General features: G+C 47.9%; 29 protein-coding genes. 25 read left to right on the top strand and 4 right to left on the bottom strand.

The genetic code is table 11. The features are described 5' to 3' along the window. Positions 1–39 precede the first annotated feature (39 nt). From sdhC to BM299_RS12765, 6 genes are all read left to right on the top strand, one after another. On the top strand, positions 40–429 hold the full coding sequence (gene sdhC, locus BM299_RS12790; RefSeq protein WP_092484911.1) for a succinate dehydrogenase, cytochrome b556 subunit: 390 nt from the start codon (positions 40–42) through the stop codon (positions 427–429). Between the two features lie 27 nt (positions 430–456). Then, complete coding sequence (locus BM299_RS12785; RefSeq protein WP_165608313.1) at positions 457–783, top strand: succinate dehydrogenase/fumarate reductase transmembrane subunit; 327 nt, start codon at positions 457–459, stop codon at positions 781–783. Between the two features lie 17 nt (positions 784–800). Continuing rightward, a complete protein-coding gene (locus BM299_RS12780; protein ID WP_092484905.1) occupies positions 801–1,526 on the top strand; it encodes a succinate dehydrogenase/fumarate reductase iron-sulfur subunit in 726 nt (241 codons plus the stop codon). A gap of 47 nt (positions 1,527–1,573) precedes the next feature. Then, positions 1,574–3,307 (top strand): FAD-binding protein, encoded by a 1,734-nt coding sequence (locus tag BM299_RS12775; RefSeq protein ID WP_092484902.1) that lies wholly within the window; start codon positions 1,574–1,576, stop codon positions 3,305–3,307. A 95-nt stretch (positions 3,308–3,402) separates the two neighbouring features. Continuing rightward, complete coding sequence (locus BM299_RS12770; protein ID WP_092484899.1) at positions 3,403–4,110, top strand: FadR/GntR family transcriptional regulator; 708 nt, start codon at positions 3,403–3,405, stop codon at positions 4,108–4,110. A gap of 60 nt (positions 4,111–4,170) precedes the next feature. After that, complete coding sequence (locus BM299_RS12765; RefSeq protein WP_092484896.1) at positions 4,171–5,079, top strand: UxaA family hydrolase; 909 nt, start codon at positions 4,171–4,173, stop codon at positions 5,077–5,079. A gap of 104 nt (positions 5,080–5,183) precedes the next feature. Here BM299_RS12765 and BM299_RS12760 read toward each other — a convergent pair whose 3' ends face one another. Further along, the gene (locus BM299_RS12760; protein WP_245779769.1) at positions 5,184–5,537 is read right to left on the bottom strand and encodes a metal-sensitive transcriptional regulator; all 354 of its coding nucleotides are present in this window, start codon (positions 5,535–5,537) and stop codon (positions 5,184–5,186) included. Between the two features lie 284 nt (positions 5,538–5,821). On the opposite strand from BM299_RS12760, the gene BM299_RS12755 reads away from it, so the two are divergent. From BM299_RS12755 to BM299_RS19415, 11 genes are all read left to right on the top strand, one after another. Then, positions 5,822–6,070, top strand: a complete 249-nt coding sequence (locus BM299_RS12755) for a sulfurtransferase TusA family protein (RefSeq protein ID WP_092484893.1) — start codon at positions 5,822–5,824, stop codon at positions 6,068–6,070. A gap of 2 nt (positions 6,071–6,072) precedes the next feature. Next, positions 6,073–6,501, top strand: coding sequence for a hydrogenase iron-sulfur subunit (locus tag BM299_RS12750; protein WP_092484890.1), 429 nt, complete (start codon positions 6,073–6,075; stop codon positions 6,499–6,501). A 4-nt stretch (positions 6,502–6,505) separates the two neighbouring features. After that, positions 6,506–9,214, top strand: a complete 2,709-nt coding sequence (locus tag BM299_RS12745) for an FAD-dependent oxidoreductase (RefSeq protein ID WP_092484887.1) — start codon at positions 6,506–6,508, stop codon at positions 9,212–9,214. After that, positions 9,211–10,941, top strand: a complete 1,731-nt coding sequence (locus BM299_RS12740) for a CoB--CoM heterodisulfide reductase iron-sulfur subunit A family protein (RefSeq protein WP_092484884.1) — start codon at positions 9,211–9,213, stop codon at positions 10,939–10,941. The genes BM299_RS12745 and BM299_RS12740 overlap by 4 nt, the downstream gene beginning before the upstream one ends. A 2-nt stretch (positions 10,942–10,943) precedes the next feature. Next, on the top strand, positions 10,944–11,186 hold the full coding sequence (locus BM299_RS12735; protein WP_092484881.1) for a MarR family transcriptional regulator: 243 nt from the start codon (positions 10,944–10,946) through the stop codon (positions 11,184–11,186). Beyond that, a complete protein-coding gene (locus BM299_RS12730; RefSeq protein WP_092484878.1) occupies positions 11,186–11,488 on the top strand; it encodes a 4Fe-4S dicluster domain-containing protein in 303 nt (100 codons plus the stop codon). Before BM299_RS12735 ends, BM299_RS12730 begins: the two co-directional genes overlap by 1 nt. A 13-nt stretch (positions 11,489–11,501) precedes the next feature. After that, positions 11,502–12,467 (top strand): (Fe-S)-binding protein, encoded by a 966-nt coding sequence (locus BM299_RS12725; RefSeq protein ID WP_092484875.1) that lies wholly within the window; start codon positions 11,502–11,504, stop codon positions 12,465–12,467. Positions 12,468–12,698: 231 nt separating this feature from the next. Then, positions 12,699–13,175, top strand: coding sequence for a DsrE/DsrF/DrsH-like family protein (locus BM299_RS12720; RefSeq protein WP_092484873.1), 477 nt, complete (start codon positions 12,699–12,701; stop codon positions 13,173–13,175). Positions 13,176–13,429: 254 nt separating this feature from the next. Next, a complete protein-coding gene (locus BM299_RS12715; RefSeq protein WP_092484870.1) occupies positions 13,430–14,998 on the top strand; it encodes a cation:proton antiporter in 1,569 nt (522 codons plus the stop codon). An 84-nt stretch (positions 14,999–15,082) separates the two neighbouring features. Next, positions 15,083–15,964, top strand: coding sequence for a fumarylacetoacetate hydrolase family protein (locus BM299_RS12710; protein ID WP_092484867.1), 882 nt, complete (start codon positions 15,083–15,085; stop codon positions 15,962–15,964). A gap of 209 nt (positions 15,965–16,173) precedes the next feature. Next, complete coding sequence (locus BM299_RS19415) at positions 16,174–17,370, top strand: YbaK/EbsC family protein (RefSeq protein ID WP_165608311.1); 1,197 nt, start codon at positions 16,174–16,176, stop codon at positions 17,368–17,370. 125 nt (positions 17,371–17,495) lie between these two features. On the opposite strand, the gene BM299_RS12700 is transcribed toward BM299_RS19415, so the two are convergent. Continuing rightward, positions 17,496–17,918, bottom strand: coding sequence for a universal stress protein (locus BM299_RS12700; RefSeq protein WP_092484865.1), 423 nt, complete (start codon positions 17,916–17,918; stop codon positions 17,496–17,498). A gap of 456 nt (positions 17,919–18,374) precedes the next feature. On the opposite strand from BM299_RS12700, the gene BM299_RS12695 reads away from it, so the two are divergent. The 4 genes from BM299_RS12695 (at position 18,375) to BM299_RS12685 (ending at position 19,497) form a co-directional block, all read left to right on the top strand. Then, a complete protein-coding gene (locus BM299_RS12695) occupies positions 18,375–18,557 on the top strand; it encodes a hypothetical protein (RefSeq protein ID WP_131820644.1) in 183 nt (60 codons plus the stop codon). Beyond that, a complete protein-coding gene (locus BM299_RS20035) occupies positions 18,530–18,721 on the top strand; it encodes a hypothetical protein (RefSeq protein ID WP_245779768.1) in 192 nt (63 codons plus the stop codon). Before BM299_RS12695 ends, BM299_RS20035 begins: the two co-directional genes overlap by 28 nt. 114 nt (positions 18,722–18,835) lie before the next feature. Next, complete coding sequence (locus tag BM299_RS20030) at positions 18,836–19,096, top strand: hypothetical protein (RefSeq protein WP_245779767.1); 261 nt, start codon at positions 18,836–18,838, stop codon at positions 19,094–19,096. 35 nt (positions 19,097–19,131) lie between these two features. Next, the gene (locus tag BM299_RS12685; RefSeq protein WP_092484859.1) at positions 19,132–19,497 is read left to right on the top strand and encodes a class I SAM-dependent RNA methyltransferase; all 366 of its coding nucleotides are present in this window, start codon (positions 19,132–19,134) and stop codon (positions 19,495–19,497) included. Positions 19,498–19,715: 218 nt separating this feature from the next. On the opposite strand, the gene BM299_RS12680 is transcribed toward BM299_RS12685, so the two are convergent. Next, positions 19,716–19,931, bottom strand: a complete 216-nt coding sequence (locus tag BM299_RS12680) for a helix-turn-helix transcriptional regulator (protein WP_092484856.1) — start codon at positions 19,929–19,931, stop codon at positions 19,716–19,718. A 223-nt stretch (positions 19,932–20,154) separates the two neighbouring features. Between BM299_RS12680 and BM299_RS12675 the strand changes: the two genes are divergently transcribed. Continuing rightward, positions 20,155–20,466: a hypothetical protein gene (locus BM299_RS12675; RefSeq protein ID WP_092484853.1), complete on the top strand. Its 312-nt coding sequence runs from the start codon at positions 20,155–20,157 to the stop codon at positions 20,464–20,466. Positions 20,467–20,883: 417 nt separating this feature from the next. Further along, on the top strand, positions 20,884–21,192 hold the full coding sequence (locus tag BM299_RS12670; protein ID WP_092484851.1) for a DUF2250 domain-containing protein: 309 nt from the start codon (positions 20,884–20,886) through the stop codon (positions 21,190–21,192). A 204-nt stretch (positions 21,193–21,396) separates the two neighbouring features. Here the strand turns inward: BM299_RS12670 and tnpA are convergent, their stop codons facing one another. Further along, a complete protein-coding gene (gene tnpA, locus BM299_RS20025) occupies positions 21,397–21,552 on the bottom strand; it encodes an IS66 family insertion sequence element accessory protein TnpA (protein WP_245779766.1) in 156 nt (51 codons plus the stop codon). Positions 21,553–22,559: 1,007 nt separating this feature from the next. On the opposite strand from tnpA, the gene BM299_RS20485 reads away from it, so the two are divergent. Both BM299_RS20485 and BM299_RS12660 read left to right on the top strand, forming a co-directional pair. Further along, entirely contained in the window at positions 22,560–22,880 is a 321-nt protein-coding gene (locus tag BM299_RS20485) for an SAM-dependent methyltransferase (RefSeq protein WP_425429489.1), read from the top strand. A gap of 232 nt (positions 22,881–23,112) precedes the next feature. Next, positions 23,113–24,933 carry an FAD-dependent oxidoreductase gene (locus BM299_RS12660; RefSeq protein WP_092484848.1) on the top strand — a complete coding sequence of 607 codons (1,821 nt, stop codon included), beginning with the start codon at positions 23,113–23,115 and terminating at the stop codon, positions 24,931–24,933. Positions 24,934–24,956 lie beyond the last annotated feature (23 nt).

The following is a 24,956-nucleotide window of genomic DNA, read 5'->3' as shown; positions in this document are numbered from 1 at the left end:
GACTTGTATAAATATAATACTATTAAGGAGGAAATACTTATGCCCAACCGGGAGATGGCAGCATCGCAGAGATATGCGACACACAGCCAGGTTTGGGGTGCGGTGGGTATGTGGGCTTGGATCCTACACCGCATAACCGGTATCGGTCTTGTGTTATATATATTACTTCACACCACGCTCATGGCTTCATCGTTGATCAGAGGCAGTGAAGCCTTTAACGCCATGCTGACTATACTGATGACCAATCCGGTGCTGCACTATATGGAACTGCTTCTGGTGGGAGCGGTAATCTATCATGGTTTAAACGGAATCCGACTGTTGCTGTTTGATATTGGAATAGGTTTTTCCAGGCAAAAGGAGATTTTTTGGTCGGCCATGGCTGTTGGCGCCGCAATGTGGATATATGTCATAATGATCAAACTCTCCTAAACAATACCGACGGGGGAAGGTGTGCTCGTGAACGCTATAACGTGGTTATTGCAAAGAATTAGCGCCGCTTTGTTGCTGGTTGTTCTCGGCCTGCATTTATGGCTTCTATATGTTGCAAACCCGGCTGAAATCATACAATTTTCCGAGGCCAAGGCCAGGCTGGTCACCGGTTCGTACGTGACTATTTATGTATTGTTATTATTGTTCGGCTTGTTTCATGCTCTAAACGGATTGTATACGGTTATGGTTGACACGGGGCTGAGGGCGAGACTTGTTACGATAAGTATCCTGGTTATCTTGGGAGTAACTCTTTTCGGCGTTGGTTTATATTCAGTTGTGCAATTCATTATGTGATTTAGGAGGCGGATACATTGTCCTCGCGAGAAATTAATGCTAAGATATTCCGCTATGATCCAGAGGTTGATGCTGAGCCCAGGTTTGATGAATTTAAAGTGCCTTTGATTGATAATATGGCGGTTCTGGACGTTGTAATGCACGTACAAAACTATATCGACAAAACCTTGGCATTTCGTTGTTCCTGCCGCATCGGGATGTGCGGTTCATGTGCCATGTACATCAACGGCAAACCGAGACTGGCATGCCGCACCCAGGTTAAGAGCCTCGGAACCAACAACATTACTATCATGCCGCTCCCCAATTTACCAATCATTAGGGACCTGGCGACGGATATGGAGCCGTTTTTTGAGAAATGGAAAAAGATTAAACCTTATTATGTAGGCAAAAGCGAGTTGACCGAGCCGGCGGTAATCAGGCCGGATTCAGGCGAGAGGGAATTCATTGATCAAATGCTGGATTGTATAACCTGTGGGTGCTGCTATGGCGCCTGTTCCATGGTCGCCACAAATGAAGATTATATCGGACCGGCGGCTTTGAATCGTGCTTATACACTAATTGCGGATAAGCGTGACGCCATCAGGATTGAAAGGATCAATGTCGTCGGGCGTTCTTACGGGGTGTGGAGATGCCACGACCAATTCAACTGTGCGGAAGTATGTCCCAAAAAGCTGGTTCCCACCAAATCAATTCAGCAGTTGAAGAAACGTTGTGTTCTGCAAAAGTTCGGCATATTCAAATGATCACAAAAGACGTCTTGAAATAAGACGCTTAAGGAGTGTGGCTTTTTGTGAATGAGATTAAAACTGACGTGTTAATCCTGGGTAGTGGTGGAGCAGGCTTATTTGCAGCGTTGCACGTTTATGATAATAACCCTAGCTTAAATGTAGTACTGGCGACAAAGGGATTGATCGGCAAATGTGGCTGCAGCCGCATGGTGCAGGGCGGGTTGAACGTGGTTCTTAACCCGGCGGACTCTGTTGACAAACACTTTATGGATACTATCAAGGGCGGCGGTTTTGTAAATAACCAGGACCTGGCTTGGACGCTGGTAAACGACGCCCCTAAAACGGTGCATGAGCTGGAAGTTAAGGTGGGTTGCTTTTTTGACCGGGCGGAAGACGGCAAAATCCACCAGAAGGCTTTTGCGGGACAATCCTTTGACAGGACCGTACACGTCGCTGACCTCAGTGGCATTCAAATTATAGCCCGACTGACCGACCAGATTTTCCGCAGGGAAGAAAAGATCAAAGTTCTTGAAGAAACCCGGGCTCTGGATCTGCTTACCACTGAAGAGGGCGACCGCGTGGTTGGCGCTGTAATGGCCAATATTCGGACAGGTGAAATATTTGTCGTCAATGCCAAGGTTGTAGTTGTGGCTACGGGCGGGGCAGCCTCCATGTATAAGATATCTGCCCCCTCCTTTGACAAGACCGGGGACGGTATGGCCATGTGCTTTCGGGCCGGGGCAGAATTTGTGGATATGGAAATGTTGCAGTTCCACCCGACCGGGTTGCTAGCCGGGCAGTCAAGGCTGAGCGGAAGCGTGCTGGAAGAAGGATTGCGGGGCGCGGGCGGTTATATGATAAACGGCCTGGGTGAGAGGTACATGGAACGCTATGACCCGGAGCGGATGGAACGCTCAACCCGTGACCGCGTTGCCAGGGCTGGTTACATGGAAATCATGGCCGGCAGGGGCACTGAGAACGAGGGTGTAATGATTGACATGACCCACCTGGGCGCCGAATTTGTGGAGAAAAAGTTCCCCGGCATGTGTGAACGCGTGAAAGATATTGGTAAAGACCTTGCCCGGGAGCCCGTGGAGGTCAGCCCAACCGCGCACTTCCAAATGGGCGGGGTAAAAATAGATATTCATTGTCAATCAAGTTTAAAGGGATTACTAGTTGCAGGTGAAGATTCGGGCGGGGTACACGGCGCAAACCGTCTTGGCGGCAACGGCATTTGCGAGTCTACCGTGTTTGGCCGCAGGGCCGGCGACACCGCGGCGGCCCTTGCCGAACAGGAGGTTTTAAGGCCGTACAGGCAGGAACAGGTTGAGGAAATTAAGAGGCGCTGGCTTAAGTTCTATAAACGCACCGACGGGGTCGATATTTATCCCATCAGGGATGAAATCAAGCTTTTGATGTGGGAAAAAGTCGGCGTGGTGCGTGACGGCAAAAAGCTGCAGGAAGCGGTGGCCAGGTTGGATGAGCTGCTGGAAATGGCGGGGCAAGCATATGTTGCAAATAGAACTTTAAGCAGGTATAATATGGAATGGAACGATATTATCAACGTTACCAACTGGATAACAGTTGGACGGCTTGTGGCCAATGGAGCTTTGCTTAGAACAGAAAGCCGTGGATCCCATTATAGGACTGACTATGTGGACACAGATAACCAAAACTGGCTGGTCAACATTTTCCTGAAAAACAAGGGAAATTTAGAGATAGAGAGTTTTACCAAACCCATAGTCGCTTCAAGATTTTCCGCCGAAGAAATAAGAAAGGCCAATATAAAATATTGAATTTAAATATGTGGCGTGCTTCCTGTTTCCATGGAAGTACGTCGCATTTATAAATTAATTTGAATATCTATATTTCAAAGATTGCAGGTGGGCAAATGCAGAATCATTTCCAACCAGTTGTGACTGAAAAAACTAGCAGGTCCCAAAGGATTGTATTGCAAATCCGAGAGCTTTTAGCTGACGGTAAATTAAAAGCAGGAGATAAACTACCTCCAGAGCGTGAACTGGCAAATATGTTCAATGTAAGCCGCACGTCAGTGCGCGAAGCGATTAGGACGCTGTCCGCCATGGGCTTGGTTGAGATAAAAAAAGGTTATGGTGTGTTTATGAAGGAAGCCAATCTTGATTCAGTTATCAGTAATGTAGCAGATGCACTAATTTTAAGCAAGGAAGAGATGAAACAACTATTTGAAATAAGAAAAGTTCTTGAAACCCAGGCTGCGGCCTGGGCAGCTCTGAGGGCCAGTGAAGATGAAATAGAGGAATTGGAAACAATTATATCCGAAGTCAAGTCTTCCAAAAAAAGAAAACTTGACCTTGCATTGGCAAGGGAATACGACGAAAGATTCCACGGGGCGATAATCAAGGCATCACACAACGTAGTTTTGGTAAAAATAATGTCGGGTTTATTTGATGTGCTGGACAAGGTCCGTACTAAGACAGCAATTGTGCCGGGACGTGCGGCCCAATCCATCAATGACCATGAAGCCATTGCCAAGGCCATAGCAGAACGCGATGCCCCAAAAGCCATGCAGGCTATGTATGAACATATTGAAAGCGTAGAAAAAACTATAGAAAAATAATATAAGGCAAACTAAATGCCAACTAAGGCGTGAGCAAAATTAGTTTAAGGCGTGATACTTATGGAGTTTTTAGGGTTCATTAGACCGGATGGAAGTGTCGGATGCCGTAGTCATTTGCTGGTGATATCCACCGATCCAACAACGGATAGGCTCTGTTTAAAGGTTGCCGGTGCCGTTTATAACGCCGTTCCGGTTGTCTGCGGGCCAGCAAAGCATCAATTGTTTGGCGATTATCTTTCTGCTATGATAAATAATCCAAATGCTGCGGGAGCGGTACTGCTGGAGCCCAAACCACAGGGCGTAGGTGAAAAAGTTGCCGGAGAAATGTCGTTAATTGGCAAGCCCGTGGAAGTGGTGGACATAAGCGCCGCCGGTGGGCCGGTTCAAGCCGTTGCCAGGTCTACCCGGGCCGCCATGGCCATAGCCAGGGAGATCAGCACATACAGGCGCCAGTTATCGCTTTTTTCCAGGCTGACTTTGGGTATTATATATAAGGAAGATTCTAAAACAGCTGATTTACTATTGCCTTGTATACAGGATATTATTGAAAATAGCAACGGGCGCATTGTTATAGCCAGGGAAGTATTGAACAAAAAAGACAAAGTGAATAACCTTCACGCAGTTAAAAAACTGGGTATTGACGATCCGGTAGGAAGAGACCGTGGTTTATATGAGCTGGAATTTTCGCCGGAACCCAATGAAATAATGAAAAGCATGATTTTAAAGGGCGTACAGGTGGTTTTAGTTGCGACAGGCAGTTCATATTCCGCCAACAATGCCCTTGTTCCCGTAGTTAATATCACTGCCGATAAAAACTATTACGAATTAATGGAAGACAGTATCGAATTGAATTTAAGCAACTTGGATTATAAACGATATGATACCAAAGAGTATCGCCTGCTGATAATCAGTGAAATTATTGCTACAGCTTCCGGTAAGTTGACCAAAGCCGAAGCACTGAAGATTTAAAGATTAAAGGGGCCAGCAATTCGATTGCTGGCTTGTTATTCGGCGGTCCTAGAATATAAGATAGGTTGAAACAACTATTGGCAAAATATTTAAAACCCATTAAATTAGGAAAATTTCTTAAATATGGCGATAAACTCTTGCAGTGATTCTTTAATATTCCGGCCCTCACGCTGGTCGTTTTTAATTTGGTCGGCCAGGTGGCAGGCCAGCATGGTAATGCCTACCCGGTTGACCGCCGCCTTGATGGCGGCCAACTGGATGACGATGTCCCCGCAATCGCGGCAGTCCTGGACCATTTTCTGCACCCCGCGCACCTGCCCCTCAATTTTTTTCAACCTGCTCATCATTTCCTTCATGGTGGCCGGGTCCCTTTCCAGGGGTATATGTTGCCTCGCCTCACGGTTGTCTTCGTTGATTGCGCCGTGTCGATCAGATCCGTCATTAGATAAAGTTGCCATTTAAAAAACCTCTCTTTTAGGAGTAGCTGTTTTATCCTATACCCCGTAGGGTATATTTGAATTATAGCTGATCCATTAATAAAGTTCAACTTAAACTTTTAAAATTAGGGATTGACAAAGCAGTGCGAGTATAGTAATTTGTTATTAACAATCATATACCCATAGGGGTATGGGTATATGTCTAAAATTTGGGTTTGCTAAGGATATGGAATATTTTTTATGTGTTATGCGCAAGTACCCTGGTGAGGTATAAAATTTTTCATTAATTAAAGGAGGTACGTCTCATGTCAGAATTGCAAAACATTAAAGCCGACAAGGTGGTTGACGCAAGGGGCACGTCCTGCCCTGGACCGATTTTGGCGGCCAAGAAATCCATCGCGGAAATTGAGCCCGGACAGGTCATGGAAGTGCTGGCCTCCGATGCCGGCACCAAAAAAGACCTGCCCGCCTGGTGCAAAAAAACCGGGCATGAGTTCATGGGCATGCTGGAAGACGCGGGTGACATTAAACTATACATCAAGAGGATGAAGTAAATATGGGCGGCACAACCAAAGAAGGCAAGGATTTTGTCCCGAAAATCCTTGCCTTTTCCACAAATAACATTTCCGACCCGGGTATTGACCTGGCGGGCAGCTCGCACATGCACTACCCCCCCAGTGTAATGGTGATCAGCATGCCCTGCACTAGCGGTATCAAGCCCGGGTGGATTTTACACGCGGTGGAAAAGGGGTTCGACGGAGTGTTTATCGCCGCTGACGGTGAAGAGTGCGCCTATCTGCCGGACTGTTCCGAAAGGGCTTCCCGGATTGTGAAGGAAGCCCAGGATTTGCTAAAGCAAAAGGGCTACGAGCCCGAAAGACTGAAGATGTCCGCCATTTGTTCGGTATGTGCCGGGCCTTTCACCAGTCAAATAAAAGATTACTATGAAACATTGAAAAAATTAGGACCTGCCAGGAAGGGATAATGTTATGAACTATGATGTTCTGGTTGTCGGTAGTGGTATCGGCGGTATGGAATCCGCCCTGAAACTCGGTGATATGGGTTATAAGGTGCTGGTGGTGGAGAAAGAACCGAGCGTGGGCGGCAAAATGATCCTGCTGAGCAAGGTGTTTCCCACCCTGGATTGCGCCAGCTGTATTTCCACGCCCAAAATGGCCGCCACTACGCATCATCCTAATATCGATGTATTGGTATATTCAGAAGTGGAGCAGATTAAGCGGGGCCAGGACGGCCAATTTATCGTCAAGGTGCGTAAAAAGCCTACTTTTATAAATCAGACCCTTTGCACGGGCTGCCGGCAGTGTGAAATGACCTGCAACGTGGCGGTCCCCGACCAGTACAATTCCGATATGGTGGCCCGGCGGGCGGCTTTCATTGCCTTTCCCCAGGCCGTGCCCAAAAAGGCGGTTATTGAACGGGCAGGCACTTCGCCCTGTTCATTCACCTGCCCGGCGGGCATCAAGGCCCACGGTTACGTGGCCCTGGTGCGGAGCGGGAAATATAAAGAAGCCTTTGATCTGATTCTGGAAACCACACCGGTAATCGGCAGCCTGGGCCGGGCTTGCTACGCGCCCTGTGAAGGGGAATGCACCAGGGGCGACCTTGAGGGCTCGCTGCCTATCAGAAAACTGAAGCGTTTTGTGGCCGATACCCGCTACAGGGAAAATGCCGGACCGGACGGTAAACCCGTTGCGGCGCCAAGCGGCAAAAAGGTGGCCGTTGTGGGCTCGGGTCCGGCGGGATTGACCGCGGCCATGCATTTGGCCAGGAAAGGTCACCGGGTGAAAATTTTCGAGGCCGCTGCCCGGCCCGGCGGCATGCTGCGGTTGGCCATCCCGTCCTACCGGCTGCCCAAAGATGTGGTGGACCGGGACATCCGAAATGTTACGGACCTGGGAGTAGAAATCCAGACCGGTGTTCGGGTGGAAAACCCGGCGGCTTTGAAGGACAAGGGATTCGACGCTGTATTTCTGGCCACCGGCACCGCCGGAACGCGCCGGCTGCGGGTGGCGGGCGAAGACCTGGCCGGCGTGGTCAGTGCGCTTGATTTCCTGCGGGACGTCAACCTGGACAAAGAAATTTCCTTTAAGGATAAAACAGTGGTGGTAATCGGCGGGGGCAACGTGGCCATAGACTCGGCCAGGGTGGCCGTAAGGCTGGGCGCCCAAAAAGTAATCGTCCAGTACCGGAGAAGCCGTGATGAAATGCCGGCTCACGACTGGGAAATAGCCGGGGCGGAGCAAGAAGGGGTAGAGTTCCGGTACCTCAGTGCCCCCCAAAAGTTTATCGGTAAGAATGGTAAGTTGACAGAAATCGAATGTGTGAAAATGGAGCTTGGTAAGCCCGATTCCAGCGGTCGCAGGAAACCCGTGCCGGTCAAGGGATCGGCCTACAGAATGCCCGCGGATGTGGTAATCACCGCCGTGGGGTTGACCCCGGACACCGGCTGCCTGGCCGGTACGCTGGAGCTGAACCAAAACGGTACAATTGCCGCCAACCCCGAAACTATGCAAACCTCGGTGCCGTATATTTTTGCCGGCGGGGATGTGGTTAGCGGCCCTTCGATGATCGTCAACGCTGTGGGGCAGGGCAAAAGAGCCGCATTCTTCATTGACCGTTACTTGAATGGAGAGGACCTGGCCGGTGTCGCCTTTGAGGAAAAATTGCCGGTGGTGGATAAGCAAACGGTTATCAACAGGCAGCAAAGTTACCGCAACCTGGCACCGGTGCCAGGCCGGGAGATTTTAAAACCGGGGGTCAGCGACTTTACGGAAGTTGAACCGCCCCTCACGGAAGAAGAAGCGCGGTACAGCGCCGGCCGGTGTCTGGACTGCGGGGTGTGCTCGGAATGTCACCAGTGCATCGCCGCCTGTCCGGCCGATGCCATCGACATGAGTATGCGGGAAGAAACCCGGGAAGTGGAAGTGAGTTCCGTAATTGTTTCCACGGGCTTTAAACTGTTTGACGCCCATCTGAAGCCCCGTTACGGCTACGGCAAGTTTAAAAACGTGATCACCGGCATGGAGATGGATAGACTGCTGGCACCCACCAGGCCGTACAATACGGTGCTGCGACCCTATGACGGCAAGGTCCCCGATAACATTGCCTTTGTGCTGTGTACGGGCTCCAGGGATTGTACGGTGGATAACCCGCTGTGTTCCCGGGTGTGCTGCATGTACTCGGTGAAGCACAACCAGCTTATCATGGGGGCGCTGCCGTTGGCGGACGTTACGGTTTATTATATCGACATCAGAGCTTTCAGCAAGGGCTATGAAGAATTTTACCGGCAGGCCGGCGCCATGGGGGCCAACTTTGTCAAGGGCCGGGTGGCCAAAATAGATGAAAAGGCGGACGGCAACCTGATCCTCCATTACGAAGACATCGACAACGGCGGTCAGTTGCAAAAAGCCGAACACGATTTGGTGGTATTGGCGACGGGGCTGTTGCCCAATACGGAAGTTTTCAAGCTGTTCAGCGGCGAAAAGTTGGCCGCGGATGATTTCTCATACGTCAAAGAGGTTGACGAAGATATTAACCCGGGGCAAACCAGCATTGACGGGGTCTTTGTGGCCGGGACCGCCTCCGGCGCCAAGGATATACCCGACTCCATATTACACGCCGGTTCAGCGGCGGCCCAGGCGGCAGCTTACGTGGAAAGGATAAGGATGAGCAAATGAGTGACCGGAGAATTGGCGTATACATTTGTCACTGCGGCGGGAACATCTCCGACTACGTGGACGTGGAAGCTGTCCGGCAAGCCGTGGAGGTCGAGCCGGGCGTGGTGGTGGCCAAAACGGCCATGTTTACCTGCTCGGACGCCACGCAGCAGGAGATGATCGAGGATATCCGGGAGCAAAACCTGGACGGCCTGGTGGTGGCCTCCTGTTCGCCCAAACTGCACCTGTTTACCTTTCGGGAAGTAGCCAAACGGGCGGGGTTGAACCCTTACCGGTACACCCAGGTGAATGTGCGGGAACAGTGTTCCTGGACCCATACCGATGACCGGGCCGGGGCGACGGAAAAGGCCGTGCGTTTGGTCCGGGCCGGCGTTGCCCGGACCGCCCTGACCGAGCCGCTGGAACCGATCGTAATTGATACCGTGCCCAAAGTATTGGTGGTGGGTGCGGGTATTGCGGGCCTGCGGGCTGCCATCGGCCTTGCGGACCTGGGCATATCCGTGCTGCTGGCCGAAAAATCCGCTGCGCCCGGCGGCTGGGTGGCGGGATTTAACAAAATGTATCCCCACGACAGAACCGGCCGGCTTTTAATCAAACAACTGGTTGACAAAGTTAAGCGCCGGGAAAACATCACCCTGTTCACCGACGCCGAACTGGTGGCCAAATCCGGCAGCATTGGCAATTTCCAGGTTAAAATCAGGGTTAACGGCCAAAAAACTGAAGAAATCTCGACCAATGTGGGTTCGATAATTGTGGCCACGGGCTTTGACGGTTACCATCCCCGGGATGGAGAATACGGCTACGGTATAGACGGGGTGGTGACCCTGCCGGAGTACAAGGAAATATTGGATAACGCGGGCGACAAAATGTTGTTTAATGGTAAAGAGATAAAGAACGTGGTTTACATCTACTGCGTCGGCAGCAGGCAGCAAACCGGGGAAAATCCACACCGCTACTGCTCCCGTTACTGCTGCAACGCCGGGGTGCACGCGGCTGTTGAATCCGCGGAAAAAGATCCTCAAGTTAACCAGTATCACCTTTTCCGGGATATGCGCACCTACGGCAAGTTCGAGCTGCTGTACGGCCGGGCCAGGGAAAAGGGCTCCGTATTTCTCAAGTTTGACGACAACGAGCCGCCGGTGGTGGAAAAGGGTCCGGACGGCAGGTTGAAAGTGACGGTCAAGGACCTGCTGACTTACGGGGAACAGGTGGAAATACCGGCGGATGTAGTGGTACTGGTAACCGGCATGATGCCCAGGGAAAACAGTGCTCTGGTGGATATACTCAAGTTACCGGTGGGCCGGGACGGGTTTTTCAATGAAATTCACCCCAAGTTGCGCCCGGTGGAAACGGTGGTGGACGGGGTGTTTATCTGCGGCGCCTGCCAGGGGCCCAAAAACTCGGCCGAGAGCGTGGCCTCCGCACTGGCGGCGGTGACCCAGAGCGCTTCCATTCTCAAAAAAGGGTTCGTTGAACTGGAACCCCTGATAGCGGTCATAGACCCGAAAAAATGCAAGCTTTGCGACGTGTGCAGCAAGTCTTGTCCTTATTCGGCCATTGAACAGGAGCATTATCAGGGTAAAACAGTGGCCCGGGTTAACGAGGCGGTTTGCAAGGGTTGCGGTGGCTGCGCCCCGCTATGTCCCGATAATGCCATCGACCTCAAGGGCTATACCGATGCGCAGATGGAATCCATGATTGATGCCATGTTAAAGGAGATTGGCTAAAAATGAAGGGCGAAGTGAGAGATCCGAGGGAAGTCATCAGGGAAGAAATGGTGATGCGGGATAAAATCTTGCAAATCCTGCAGGACGGCCCCAAAACAATACCTGAGATTGCCGAGGCCCTTGGTTGCCCTCCGTACGAAGTGATGTACTGGGTGATGGGCATGCGCAAGTACGGACAGGTTGCGGAGGCGGAAGAAGACGGCGATTACTATAAATACCGGGCGGCAGCGGGGGAGGGGAACTAATGGCACTGGTAAACCCTGATTTTGTCAATGAAGTGAAGCGTACCGAAGAATTCAACGCCTCCGCGTGCATGAATTGCGGCGTATGCAGCGCCGTGTGTCCCATGGGCCTTGAGCTGCTCCCCCGCAAACTGTTCAGGTATGTACTGCTGGGCCTGGAGGACAAGGTTTTGGCCAACACCGAGACCATCTACTCCTGCCTGTTGTGTAAAATGTGCGAGGCCAACTGCCCGGCGCAGGTGCATATAGCGGAAAACGTGAGGTTTTTACGATATTACATTAATAAAAAAGTTTTTAAACTTTAAGGAGAGTACAGCCATGCCATTGCCAACCGGCGATACCATCGGAATTTTAGCGGATAACTTGCGCATCAGGCATTCCGTGCTGCCCATTTCCGCCAAGAGCGCCACCAGGTGGGCCAGGGGCCTGAACATCCCCAAGGGAGCCAGAACGGTTTTATACACGGGGATGATGTACCAGCTCATTCCCTATATCGCGGCCATGGGTAAAGCCCAGGAGGGTATTGAGGATTCGTTCCTGGTCAACTTTATTAAGCTGGGCCGGCAGGTGAATAAGGTCATCAATGTATCCGGCTTTATGGCCCTGCCCTCCAAAAGTATGCAGGAATCCTACAACCGGATTCTTGTAAATATTGCGCGGCTTTTGCAGCAGGCGGGGGTGCAGTTCGGCTATCTGTACGAGGAAGAGCTTTATTCCGGCGCGTTGATTTATGACCTGGGTGTGGACGATGTATTAAAAGCCCACGCCCGCAAGGTATACGATGTCTTTAAGAAGTACGGCGTGCAAAACGTTATCACCGTCGACCCCCACACCACCAACATGCTCAGGTCGGTTTACCCAAAACTGATTGACGGCTATGACCTGCAGGTGCAAAGCTACCTGGAAGTGCTGGTGGAGCGGGGTATCGAGCCCCGAAGCCGGCTCGATCTGGAAGTGGTGATGCACGATTCCTGCGTGTACGCCCGGTACGAAAATGTGTTGAACGAGCAGCGTACTCTGCTGAAAAACGCCGGGGTGGCTATAAAGGAACCGGCTGATTCAGGAAAATTTACCCTGTGCTGCGGCGGCCCGGCGGAATCCCTGTACCCCAAAAAGGCCAAAGAAAGGGCGCGCCAGAGGGTGGAGCAAATCAAACAGGCCGGTGCAGCCGCCGGTGCGGTTACCATGTGTCCCATTTGTTACGTTAACCTGCAAAAAGCGGCCCGGGGCGAGGTGCAGCTGGAGGATATCTCCAACTTGCTAACACAGGCTTATTGTATGTAGGCAAGTTGGATCGTGGTATAGACGTTTTTCTGTAATAATACAGGAGCCAGGATACAGTGGATAGGAGTTTAAAATACAGGCACCTATACCGCTGGCGCGGTAGAATTAGAGGAATGAGGGAGTCAGTAGCCGGAAATTAATTCTGAATTCTGACTCCTGAATTCTAATTTTTACCAAATAACAGGAAGGTTTTCCCGCGGAACACTCTTAATCCCAAGGGGGTAATTTTAAATGGACACGACCAAAAAAACCATAATTGTCTTCAGCGGCGATCTCGACAGGGTGATGGCCGCCTTTATCATTGCCAACGGTGCCGCCGCCATGGGCGACGACGTTACCATGTTCTTCACCTTCTGGGGCCTCAACGCCATCAGAAAACCCGAGAACATCAAGGTCAAGAAGAGCTTCCTGCAGTGGATGTTCGGTAAAATGATGCCCCGGGGCGCCGACAAACTGGGCATATCCAAGATGAACTTCGGCGGCATGGGCGCCACAATGATGAAGATGGTAATGAAACAGCAAAACGTAACTCCCCTGCCGGAACTGATCCGGACCGCCAAAGAGCAGGGCATTAAAATGATCGCCTGCACCATGTCTATGGATGTCATGGGCATCCGGGAAGAAGAACTGATCGACGGCCTGGAATTTGCCGGGGTGGCCACCTACCTGGGCGAAGCCGATGAAGCCAACGTAAACCTGTTTATCTAACTCCATTTATTAACTTGGCAGCTGAAAATTCAATCTCTTACAGCATGCTTTTTAGGGCCCTGTTTTTCAGGCGCCTGGATGACCTGCACATACTAAGCAGGTCTATTTTTTTGTCTAAGGGAACAGTTCTTGGGCGCTATTATAATTGTGTTACGTCTGGATTAAAATAAGTTGGTTAAACAAAAACACGAATTCCTGGTATAATTTACATATGGTTTTACTGAATCGGCATGAGCAAGGGAGCGAATAACGGCATGCTTTTGCACAACATTGAACTGGTCTTGGTGCTTGTGGCCCTGTCTGTGGGCGTGACCGCCCTGGCGAAAAAGTTAAATAAGCCCTACCCCATCGCGCTGGTATTGGTGGGAGCCTTAATAGGCATTATCCCTGCCGGCGAGATCCTGGAGGAATTAAAAACATATTTCGCCTCGGACGAGGTATTTCGCACCGTAATAATCGATATTTTCCTGCCCTCCCTGCTGGGAGAGGCGGCGTTAAAACTGTCCTTCGGGCACATCCGGGAAAACCGCGGTCCCATTATCATGCTTGCTTTCGCCGGCACTTTTATCGCTTTTATGGTAACCGGCGGTCTGGCGCATTACGTCCTCGACATACCCCTGCAGGTGGCGCTGGTGTTCGGGGCGCTGATGGCGGCCACCGACCCGGTCAGTGTCATATCCGTGTTTAAGAGCCTGGGCGTTAACCGGCGCCTGGCGGTGATTATGGAAGGGGAAAGCCTGATTAACGACGGGGTTTCCGTTGTGATATTTAAAATTTCCGCCTTTTCGCTGGCTTCGATATTCGCCCTGGGGCCGTGGGGGGCTGCGGTAGGGCTGGCAACATTCTTTAAAGTGGCTGCCGGCGGAATGGTGGTGGGTTTATCTCTTGGATTTCTGTTATCCCAGGTGTTCCGTTATTATGACGATTATCCACTGGAAAACGCCTTTTCCGTGGTGCTGTTTTACGGTTCATATTTTATAGCTGAGTATTTCGAAGTATCCGGCGTTATCGCCGTGGTGGCCGCCGGGCTGGTGCTGGGGAACTACGGCAAGGTTATCGGGATGACCCCCACCACCCGGCTGAGCATCACTGTGTTCTGGGATACCATTACAACGGTGGCCAACTCGTTGGTATTTATCCTGGTGGGCCTGGAAATTTCCCGCATTAACATGGTTGAACACGCGGTACAGATTTCAATAGCCATAGTGCTGGTGCTGTTGGGGCGCAGCGTCGCCGTTTATATCGCCACCGCCGGTTCCGGCCTGCCGCGGGTTTGGAAACACATACTGAACTGGGGCGGTTTGAAAGGTTCCCTTTCACTGGCCCTGGCCCTTAGCCTGCCCTATGGTTTTGGCGGTCGGGAAACCATAATCGCCCTTACCTTCGGCGTGGTCTTTTTCTCCCTGGTTGTCCAGGGGTTAACCATCGCTCCGTTAATCCGCTCCCTGGGGCTGATGAAGACCGTGCAGGGGCTGAAGGATTACGAGCGCCTGACCTTCGAGCTGCAGCAGGGGCTTGCCGCCAGGCATGAACTGGACCACCTGTACCGGCAAGGGAGGGTTTCCCCGCCCGTATACCAGAAGCTGCAGGGTGAAAATGAACAGCGCATCACCGGTATCCATGGGGAGTTAAACGAGCTTTACTGTAATTACCCTGAACTGCTGACTGAACAGGAGTCTTCCGTCCGCAAAAAACTGTTATACGCGGAGCACCAGGCCGTGGAAAGATTGCTGAACGAGGGCATTTTGAGCGAGGAGATGGGGGACGATAGAAAACGCCTGATTCTTGAACAATTGGAAAATCTTGAAGATAAGGATAAGTGAAAAAGCCCCTTTTTTTACCAACACATCTGTTCCGTGATATAATGATCCCTACGGAAGGGAAAACAATGAAAAGAGGAGATTCATATGCGTGTAGCAACAATTAAGCAAAATAATACCGAAACAGCCGCTATTATGGTGGAAGCGGGATTGATTCCAATAAAAGTTATTAATGAAAAACTTTCTTATAATTATCCTACTGATCTTTTTGAGCTTATATGGACCGGGCAACTGAAACAACTGAACGATTGGTACCGCCAGGGAGGGAAAAATGAGTTATCATCCTTGTCGATGAATGCGATTCCCAAAGAGGAGGTCCGGTTTGGCCCGCTATATCGCCGCCCGCATAAAATTTGGGGCATCGGCCTTAACTACGTAGAGCACGCTGCTGACTTGGCGGAAAAGGCACCTGACGCCGAGCCGGCAAGTTTTATGAAACCCGACACGGCAATTATTGGCCCCCATGACCTGATCAAGATCCCCGTGCAGTCTGAAAAGACCACTGCTGAAGGCGAATTGGGGGTAATTATCGGCAAAAAGTGCAAGGAAGTGGAGGAAAAAGATGCCCCTGGCGTCATTGCGGGATATACTACCATTATTGACATGACGGCCGAAGATATCCTGCGGAAAAACCCGAGATACCTTACCAGGTCCAAGAGCTTTGATACATTCTTCAGCTTCGGCCCGGTGCTGGTTACACCCGACGAGGTTGAAGATGTCATGAGCCTAAAAGTGGCAACTGTAATTAACGGTCGAGTGTACAGGGAAAATGTAGTATCAAATATGACTTTTAACCCGTATTTCCTGGTTTCGTTTCACTCAAAAGTCATGACCATGCTGCCGGGAGACATTATTTCCACCGGTACCCCGGGAGCGGTCGTGATTCAGGAAGGCGACGTGGTGGAATGTATTATTGATGGCTTTGAAAAGCTGGCCAACCCGGTAACTGATTTAAAAACTCGCAAGTAAAAAGAATCTTAATACCATAAAATATAAACTGATGCCCGGGGCTTAGGTATTACTATGGTATTGTTCCGGACAGCTAACCAATTACATCGCCGCCCTACAATACCTGCCGGTACTTATCGGTCTTTTATATCTGGGCCTGCTGTCCTCAGTGGTTGCTTTTTTCCTCCTGAACTGGTTGCACAGGAAATGTGGAAAGGAAGTGTTTTCGGGTGTTACAGGCAGTCCTTTTTGATCTGGACGGGACCTTACTTCAAATGGATACCGAGGATTTTATGAACGAATACTTGAAAGAATTATCCCAAACAGTGGCCTCTGTAGTGGAGCCGGGCCGGTTTGTCAGGGCCCTTCTGGCCAGTACCAATGCCATGCTGGTAAACCGCGACCCCGCGTTAACCAACGCGGAGGTTTTTTGGGCGGATTTTCGCACCCGCTTGGGTGATTGCATAACTGATTTAGAACCGTTGATTGAGGATTTTTACGCCCATAAATTTATAAATTTGTCGCGGGTCGCCCGGCCTTGCCCGCAGGCCCGGCGGGCGGTGCAGGCAGCATTGGACCGGGGCCTGCGCATAGTACTGGCCACCAACGCGATATTTCCCCGGTCGGCCATCCGCGACCGCATGGCCTGGGCCGGCGTGGCCGACCTGCCCTGGGAACTGGTGACCGGTTACGAGGAAATGCACTTTTGCAAGCCGCATCCCGAATACTACCGGGAGATCGCGGAACTTTTGGAACTCAAACCCGAAGATTGCTTGATGGTGGGCAATGACGTACAAAAAGACCTGGCGGCTTCCACCCCGGGTATGCGGACCTACCTGGTCACTGATTACCTGATTAACCCCACGCGGGTGGACTATCAAAAACTGGCTGACGGGTACGGCACCCTGGCTGAGTTGGCCGGCTGGCTGGCCGGCGCCGGCCGGGAGAAGATAGAACAAGAAAAACAGGCCGTTGAACGGGTGCGTAAATTTGTGCAGGTGTTTGACCCGAATTTGGAACCCATTGAATTCAAGGAAGATACCAGTACGGTGGAGGAAGCGGCCCGGACGCTGGGCGTGGAACCGGGCCGGATAGCCAAAACCCTGTTATTCCGGGCGGGGGAAAAGTATGGGCTTTTTGTCATGGCGGGTGACGTGCGGGTGAACACCAAAAAGGTGAAAGCGCTGCTGGGCGGCGGCAAGCCCAGAATGGCCACTCCCGAAGAAGTCGAAGAAATTACCGGATACCGGGTGGGCGGGGTTTGTCCCTTTGCCCTGGCCACAGATATTCCCATTTACCTGGATGAATCCCTGCAGCGCTTTGACGTATTTTATCCGGCGGCGGGCACGGACCGTTCCGCTCTGCCCGTTACCTTTGCCAAGCTGCAAGCCATTACCGGTGGGACGGTGGTGGATGTTATAAAGTAAATTCTTTTAGGGTAGGTTTCCTGTGACGTGCATACATGCGTGATCGGGGAGATGAAAAAAACGAGCCGGTAGCATGTGCTTGTCAGATCTTCGCGCCAAGTAGGTGTCCAAAATAAAGTCGGGGTTTACCGGACTATGAGCACAGGGCAATGGGCGTGGCGGACCACGCGTTTGCTCACGCTGCCCATTTTAAAACCGCGGTTTTTGCTCAAGCCCTTGCTGCCGATGATGATTAGATCATACTGTTCATTCTCCGCCTTCTGGCATATCTCCACTGCCGGGCCGCCCACCACCATATCCAGGTCAACCTGCAGGTTAAAAGATGCTATTTCCTTTTTAGCATCTTTCAGTGCTTCTTCGCCATGCCGCAGCATTTCTTCCAAAAACTTTCGGGCATGGCTGGTGCCCTGAATGGCGGCGGGCAGAGGCGAAACCACGTGAAACAAGGTGACGGCCCCGCCCAGTTTGGATGCAAATTCAGCTGCATGCTTGGCGGTCTCCATTGAGCTTTCCGAACCGTCAATGGGAACCAGTATTTTATCATACATAGGATATTAACCTCCTTCAACTTTAAATAATATTTTTGTTTCTTTGCAATATTCTAAAATCCTTCTTGCGATATGGCTAAACCAATAAATGGCATATCCCAAGGAGTTTAAATTTCGTCCCCGGAACACATAGGGCACTTGATGGGGCGCGGTGCTATGGGGAGACGCCGCTGCGGTTGAACGGGAAGTGTTCTACGTTGCAGCGCCGGCTTGCTTAATTTTATGAATGTTTTCCGGCCGGTAGGCCCGGGCGATAATTCGGGCTTGGGGTTTGAATTTTTACGGCGCCTCGCCTCTTAGTAATCCGTACCAAGGCGGGACTATTATTTTATGAGAAGTTATTCTAACAGACGATTATATTTTTCCATCCGAGCCCAGCAAAATCTCTTTGAATATTAAAGCGATATGGCATATAATAAAGGTGAAAAGATGTATATTGAAAAGAAGGTGGAACCAATGGCAACTATTTCCTTTGATAAGAACGTTATTATCAGGGAACCGGAAGCGGTTGAGAAGTTGATAGAGGTGCTTTTATCCAAAGACGTGAAGCCTGTCAACAGAAAACTGGCTTCCGCAGAGGCGATGGCGAGGGGTGAGGAAGTATTAAAACGTTGCTTATCGCTCTCGAAAAATTCTTAGAGATGGCTTCCGAGGAAAAGGTATCGGAAGTCATTTCTGTTTTTAAATGCAAAAAAGACCCCGATATAGAAAATTTTATAAAAGATAAGGCTATTATCTATGAGAGGAAAGCCAAGAGCCGTACACACTTGATATTTGATGAAGAGGCAAAACTGGCAGGATAATTTAGGCTTCTCGCATATTTTGCAATAGCCATGCAGACGCTTAAAATTCCTGAAGGTACAAGTCCTTCTCAAATTCGTAGGCTTGATGGCCTTTATTCAAGAAAAGGTGACGGTTTGATTACCGAAATACCTGCCTTTTTAATAGGTCAGCTTGGGAAGAACGATTCATATGCAGGTGAGATAGCTGGAGACGAGATAATAGACTACGCACTTTCGGTTATATTAAGAGCACAGGAAATAATAGGCGGGAGGATTGTTTATATAGAATGTCAGGACAAGCTCGAGCTCAAAGAGTTCTATTCGAGAAACGGTTTTAAGGTGTTCCGCCAGGACCCTGATGATAAGTTAATTCAAATGGTTCGTTTGCTTAAGTGAGAATAAATTACCGAAAAGGTCAGTAAAAGTACAGTTTGCCCCGGGCTGTGAAGGATGCCCGGGCCAACGATTCTCTGAACGGAATTAAAAATACCCGGCTTTACGCCTGGTTTGTGGAAAAGGTGCTGCCGGAACAGGTGGCCGCGGGTTACCGGCCGAATGTGGTGGTGTTGGACCCGCCCCGGGCGGGTCGCCGCTCGGCAGTGCTGGAAGCTGTGGCCCAAAGCTGCGCTCGCCGGGTGGTATACGTCTCCTGCGACCCGGCCACCCTGGCCCAGGACATCGCTCGCTTGGCCGCCCAGGGCTACGCACAGGCCAAAGTCCAGCCCGTGGACATGTTCCCCCACACCGCCCATGTGGAGTGTGTAATAGGAATACAAAGGGTAAGATCTACGAAATAGCAGTATTCAAGCGGGTTTCGGACAGTAATACCTTTGATATGGATGGGCCTGATTTTAGGAATAAACGACCAATTGGCGAGCTTGAAGTCAGTATTGCAGTTCGGATATAGAATGAGTAGACATATCAGAGGGAAAAACATAATAAAAGTGAGCAACAAAAAATGGCTACGATGCAAAATGTATTGTAGCCATTTTTTATTGCTCAAAAGGTTAAGAATTTAGATTCTTTCCCCATCTTCAAAAACAAAATAACCCTCAAACTTACATCCAAGAGCTTCAGCAATTTGATGTAATTCCTGCTCTGAAAAATTATCGCGGGAGAATTTATTTGATAGGTTCTGGTTTGATGTACCGATTATTTTTGCAAGTTCAGATATAGTTACCTTTTTTCGTTTTATCAAAATACGGATTTTTTCACCCATAGTTAGATGCATTTTCAATCACCGTCCTATACTATAATATACACTAATTAGTGTAAAGTATCAACTGAAATTGGAATAAAAAACGTACGAGTTTAAAAACCACTTGCAATAATAAATTCATAAGTTTATAAAGAAACTAAATAATGTGAAAAACGTTAAAAGAAATATCCTCAAACCTGTTAGAAGAATTGACAAATTATATTTTTATTACTACGATGCTAGTGGTGAGAATTAAATGATAGATAAAAATATTTTTATAAAGACCTTGATAGAAAAAGCTAAGAAACTTCCCATTGGACATTATTTAGATATCAGAAGTTATAAAAGAAATCGTACTGTATTGCTGATTAAAGAAGAAGATGATTTGTTCTTAGTTATAGAAGACGGTTTTTTCAGAGAAGAATTTCGTGTAAATTTGGCAAAACTAAAAAAACTATTTAAAGTAATTCTTAAGAAAGAATTTCCCCGTAGTCATAAAATTCGCATATATACTATGGGGGAATACACCGAAACAATAGCTAAATCTATTAAAAGGAAAAAATTATAAACATTATACCATATCCAAAAGAATTATATGGTAAAAGGCCGGGGTTGAAGGTAGCGTTTCCTCTCTTCGACGTGGATATGATATGAATCGTATCCCTGTCAGAGGATCCGTGCGCTCAAAAATCTGGATACACATGAAAATAATGACCTACAATTATAAAATGATGGCCAAATATAAAGAAATAATGGCTTAGTTCTTCATGTCTTTTTAATGATTTGGCTACATCGACCATTGGCACCATTTTAAAAAGTAAATATCAGCATATATTGCTGGAATACTACGTCAGTCTAGAAAAGGCTGTAAGGAAAATTATCTATTTAACCTAGTCTTATTTTTAAATACTAATACTAGATGACGAAGAGTCTAAAATAGTTTTATAATATTTACAAACAAATCTTTTTAGGAAAGGGAATATTTATGAAAGGGAATAACAATAAAACGGTATTAAACTGGGATATTTTAGAAGAATTAGATTTTAAACTTTTAGAATATCTGTACAATATTGAAGCAGATTGCGCCAAATTTATAAGTCGTAAATTGAAGATAAACTTAGGAGAAACAATGCAGCGTCTAAAACATTTAGAAAAATTAGGATTTTTAGAGCGTGTAAAAGGGACTTTTCTTAAACGTAAGGATCTTTATAAACCAAAACATATGAACCACACATATTATAAATTAGTTAATAAGGCTCGCCTTGTTTTAAAACATAAGCATAGAGAAAGATAGAATATTCTGAACTATATTTTCTTGAACTTAATCCAAAGAACCAGCAACCAACTAAAGGCGATCACTATCCATTTGGTGAAAGCAGCGCTGGATCAAAGCCCAGCTTTACCTCTATGGTGGCTTGACTCACTCTTATGAGTAGACTACTTCTTGACTCAAAAGGTTCTTCGTCTACTTCTACCGATACCCACTTGGGTGATGGTATCACGGCAGCTTCTTTGGGTTCAAGCTTCTTGAGCCAATATCGTAACTGATGGGTTTTAAGTCATGGGCTGTACACCATGTTGATGCGCTCTGGTCGCTGGCCCTAAAAGCGGCTACCCGCGCCTCCCATTCTTTTCTTAGCTCTGCTCTTGTCATATAAATCCTCCTATCTTAGTGTCTTGAGAAGGATTATCGCATAAACGAGAAGATGTTGCTATGTGGGTACTATTTGACGCTTACTTAATAACTATTAATTAAAGTAGAATAAAATATTTGCTGATAGCTCTTTTTCAATAATTACCGGGGATATAGCAGTTATTACAAGCAATGTATCCAGTGTTGAAAAAATTGAAGGTTTTTTAGGAGTTAATTATTCAGTCCCAGAAGATGCTGATATACAAATAGAATGTATAGATAATAAAATAAAGGAACTTCAAAGTACAAATCCTGTTGACTTGATTAAGATTCTAAGTACTCAAAAAACAAAACTTGAATCGCTAAAAAGGAGCTTTAATCTGTTGTCTAGTAAGGTCAGTACAGATAATATTGGACTGTACTCGGTTTACTGGACACGCAGAAAGGTTGTTATAATAGAACCTAAAGAAAGGGCGTGTTAGGCTTGCCTGGTCGCTGTACAACGCAAGCCTAGAGGAGCTGAAGAGATGTGCGGGGAGCCAGTTTGACCCGCACCTTGTGGAGATTCTTGTGAGGTTGCTGGCGGGAGAAAGGGAAAGCTGCACGGAAAAGAATGTGTAGGATAAATCAAGAACCATTAATCTAGAATAGAGCCTCTTATTAAAGAACCTAATTATTGGGATAAGACATTTCGATTGTAAGTGCAAATTCTTAGGTTTATAGTAGTAATATAGAAAAAAGTAAATGTTCAGTGACCCTCGTTTGTCCCGGTTCGCACTACAAGAAGCTTACCATCCGCAGCCTGAGACGGGTAGAGTAGAGACGTATCTCTATTTAGCCGATTTAAACCGACTGATTCTCGGCATGATTCATCACGCCAGACAAACCTGGATACCCAAGGAACGGGAAATATTTCTGCGGCATCTGGCTGAGAAGATCATCTATGAGCGTGAGGTTCTGTTCCCCACGCACCATATAACCGAAAAGGTTAAAAAGTTCATTCCGCAAGGTCCATATCCTTGCTGGAAATGCCTTTCGCAAAGGGATTCTTCGACAAAATTGTTACGATTGGGGCGATTGAACATATATTGGATCTGCCTAAGCTGTTCCGGGATTGCCGTAGCATTCTTACCCCAGAGGGCCTAATGCTCGTTCACGGCATGAGCAAGCCCTGGAAAATCTATGTAGATGAGCGGAATTCACCTCCAGAGCTCCGTTTTTTTGTGGGCAAGTTTACAGAATCACCTATATTTCCGATAAATTACGATTTGGATAACATAACTGTTGCATCCTGGTTCCGCCTCCACCCGAACCCACCACGATGTTACTCCTTACATGTAGCAGAGTAATATTTACTCGGTTTGATGGGCAACATAGTCTAAGTGGCAATGTAAGAATTGTAATGTACCCGGCTATCAAGACAACTACCGAACACGTAATGAGATTATTTCGACTATATTTCGAAAAAGTTACATCAAGCCCAATTATAAAAATGACTTTGACGATTTCCTGGTGGTACTTGAATAGTTACTTTACTAATACAGAAATAGGTGTTAAAGCATAAGATATGAGGTGATATAAATGCTCTTTAACGAAGGAAAAATAGGAAATATCAATCTGAAAAACCGATTGGTTATGTTGCCTACGGTAACAAATCTTGCACAAGATGGATTTGTTACCGATAGAGAAATAGAATACTATAACAGGAGATCAACGGATGTATCACTGGTCATAGTAGAAGCAAGTTACGTAAATATTTTTGGCAGATTTTTTAACAATCAACTTGGAATAGACAGCGATGAAAAGATTGACGGACTTAAAAAGTTATCAAATATAATCCATCAAAATGGGGCAAAAGCGGGAATACAGCTTGCCATGCATAATCCAAAGTTTAAGCCTGCAGACTTTTCAAAAGAAGAGGTACAGGGGTTTATAGAAGATTTTGCAAAGGCGGCAGTGAGGGCAAAAAAGGCCGGTTTTGACATGGTAGAGCTTCATTTTGCCCATGGATGGTTTGTGAATCAGTTTTTATCACCAGATGTAAACAAAAGGACAGATGAATACGGCGGAAGTTTTGAAGGAAGGACTAAGTTTGCCCTGGAGATACTGCGCAAAGTTAAGACTTATGTCCCTGATATAGCGGTTATATGCAGGATCAATGCCGACGATATTACATGTGGAGGATTTAATATAGAAGAAAGTGTTGAGTTTGCAAAAATGCTTGAAGAAAACGGCGCCAACGGGCTTAATATTTCCGCGGGTGTGGGTTCCACATCGGAATACCATATATCGCCGATGAGTATAGAGGACATGCCTTTATTGAAACTTGTAAAGAGGATAAAAAACAATGTCGGCATACCTGTGATAGCGGCCAACAAGCTTGGGTTTGCAGAAAACTGGGAACAAATATTAAAGGATAATGCGGCCGACTTTATAGGAATAGCCAGGGGCCTTATTGGCGATCCTGATTGCGTTGCAAAGCTTAAAAAGGGAAACGGCAATGACATAAGATATTGCATACACTGCAATCAGGCATGTATAGCATATATCTTAAAGGGGCTTCCCGTCTCCTGTATGATAAACCCGGAGGTGGGAAGAGAGAAAGAATTTGAAGTTAAAACAGATAATCCTTTAGACATCGCGGTGATAGGCGGTGGCCCGGCGGGTATGGCCGCGGCCGTGTATCTTGCGAAAAAAGGTCATAGAGTCGAGTTATTTGAAAAAAGCGATAAACTTGGTGGCCAGTTGAATACAGCAAAAATACCGCCACATAAAGGAGAAATAGGCAGGGTTGTAGAGTATTTAGAGAGAGAACTAAGAAAAAATAATATCGCCGTACACTTGAACAGGAACGTAACAGTTGAAGAAATAAAAAATATGCCTTTTGATAAAGTTGTGATTGCAGCCGGTTCTGTTCCCAGGAAAATCAATGGGGATATGGACATAGTCTCCTATCAAGCCGTCGATGTTTTGTCCGGCGATTTGCCGGAGGGCACAGGTATTATCGTAATTGGCGGGGGCCTTACAGGCCTTGAAACCGCTGAATTCCTTGCGGAAAAAGGCAAAAATGTAACTGTGCTGGAGGCAAAAGATGAAGTAGGGGATGGAGTATTTCCGATGGTAAGGAAGCTGCTTTTAATCAGACTCCAAAAACTGAATGTGGGCATAATTACGAAGGCCGCAATAAACCATATATCAGATAAAAAATTGTCATATAATGTGGGTGGAATTGAAAAAGAAATAAAATTTGACGATATTGTTATAGCAATAGGGAACAAACCGGATGAGACCTTCAAAGAATTAAAAGGCAATGATAAGTACATCTTTATAGGCGATTGCAATGTAATGGCAACGGCCGTCGAAGCCATAAGAGATGGAGCCGAGCTTTCATTAAAAATATGAAAGAGGCGTTACTATGGGGATAG

Origin of the sequence: Desulfoscipio geothermicus DSM 3669 (assembly GCF_900115975.1) — a bacterium.
GTDB classification, from domain to species: domain Bacteria; phylum Bacillota; class Desulfotomaculia; order Desulfotomaculales; family Desulfallaceae; genus Desulfoscipio; species Desulfoscipio geothermicus.
The sequence above is the reverse complement of the archived record's forward strand: the minus strand, read 5'-3'. Positions and strand labels throughout refer to the sequence as shown.

What these genes read in the sequence shown, in the direction of transcription:
- sdhC (WP_092484911.1), top strand. Translation starts at nt 40, where the DNA reads ATGCCCAACCGGGAGATGGCAGCATCGCAGAGATATGCGACACACAGC.
- BM299_RS12770 (WP_092484899.1), top strand. Translation starts at nt 3,403, where the DNA reads ATGCAGAATCATTTCCAACCAGTTGTGACTGAAAAAACTAGCAGGTCC.
- BM299_RS12765 (WP_092484896.1), top strand. Translation starts at nt 4,171, where the DNA reads ATGGAGTTTTTAGGGTTCATTAGACCGGATGGAAGTGTCGGATGCCGT.
- BM299_RS12760 (WP_245779769.1), bottom strand. Translation starts at nt 5,537, where the DNA reads ATGGCAACTTTATCTAATGACGGATCTGATCGACACGGCGCAATCAAC.
- BM299_RS12755 (WP_092484893.1), top strand. Translation starts at nt 5,822, where the DNA reads ATGTCAGAATTGCAAAACATTAAAGCCGACAAGGTGGTTGACGCAAGG.
- BM299_RS12750 (WP_092484890.1), top strand. Translation starts at nt 6,073, where the DNA reads ATGGGCGGCACAACCAAAGAAGGCAAGGATTTTGTCCCGAAAATCCTT.
- BM299_RS12745 (WP_092484887.1), top strand. Translation starts at nt 6,506, where the DNA reads ATGAACTATGATGTTCTGGTTGTCGGTAGTGGTATCGGCGGTATGGAA.
- BM299_RS12740 (WP_092484884.1), top strand. Translation starts at nt 9,211, where the DNA reads ATGAGTGACCGGAGAATTGGCGTATACATTTGTCACTGCGGCGGGAAC.
- BM299_RS12735 (WP_092484881.1), top strand. Translation starts at nt 10,944, where the DNA reads ATGAAGGGCGAAGTGAGAGATCCGAGGGAAGTCATCAGGGAAGAAATG.
- BM299_RS12730 (WP_092484878.1), top strand. Translation starts at nt 11,186, where the DNA reads ATGGCACTGGTAAACCCTGATTTTGTCAATGAAGTGAAGCGTACCGAA.
- BM299_RS12725 (WP_092484875.1), top strand. Translation starts at nt 11,502, where the DNA reads ATGCCATTGCCAACCGGCGATACCATCGGAATTTTAGCGGATAACTTG.
- BM299_RS12720 (WP_092484873.1), top strand. Translation starts at nt 12,699, where the DNA reads ATGGACACGACCAAAAAAACCATAATTGTCTTCAGCGGCGATCTCGAC.
- BM299_RS12715 (WP_092484870.1), top strand. Translation starts at nt 13,430, where the DNA reads ATGCTTTTGCACAACATTGAACTGGTCTTGGTGCTTGTGGCCCTGTCT.
- BM299_RS12710 (WP_092484867.1), top strand. Translation starts at nt 15,083, where the DNA reads ATGCGTGTAGCAACAATTAAGCAAAATAATACCGAAACAGCCGCTATT.
- BM299_RS12700 (WP_092484865.1), bottom strand. Translation starts at nt 17,918, where the DNA reads ATGTATGATAAAATACTGGTTCCCATTGACGGTTCGGAAAGCTCAATG.
- BM299_RS12695 (WP_131820644.1), top strand. Translation starts at nt 18,375, where the DNA reads ATGGCAACTATTTCCTTTGATAAGAACGTTATTATCAGGGAACCGGAA.
- BM299_RS12680 (WP_092484856.1), bottom strand. Translation starts at nt 19,931, where the DNA reads ATGCATCTAACTATGGGTGAAAAAATCCGTATTTTGATAAAACGAAAA.
- BM299_RS12675 (WP_092484853.1), top strand. Translation starts at nt 20,155, where the DNA reads ATGATAGATAAAAATATTTTTATAAAGACCTTGATAGAAAAAGCTAAG.
- BM299_RS12670 (WP_092484851.1), top strand. Translation starts at nt 20,884, where the DNA reads ATGAAAGGGAATAACAATAAAACGGTATTAAACTGGGATATTTTAGAA.
- tnpA (WP_245779766.1), bottom strand. Translation starts at nt 21,552, where the DNA reads ATGACAAGAGCAGAGCTAAGAAAAGAATGGGAGGCGCGGGTAGCCGCT.
- BM299_RS20485 (WP_425429489.1), top strand. Translation starts at nt 22,560, where the DNA reads ATGCCTTTCGCAAAGGGATTCTTCGACAAAATTGTTACGATTGGGGCG.
- BM299_RS12660 (WP_092484848.1), top strand. Translation starts at nt 23,113, where the DNA reads ATGCTCTTTAACGAAGGAAAAATAGGAAATATCAATCTGAAAAACCGA.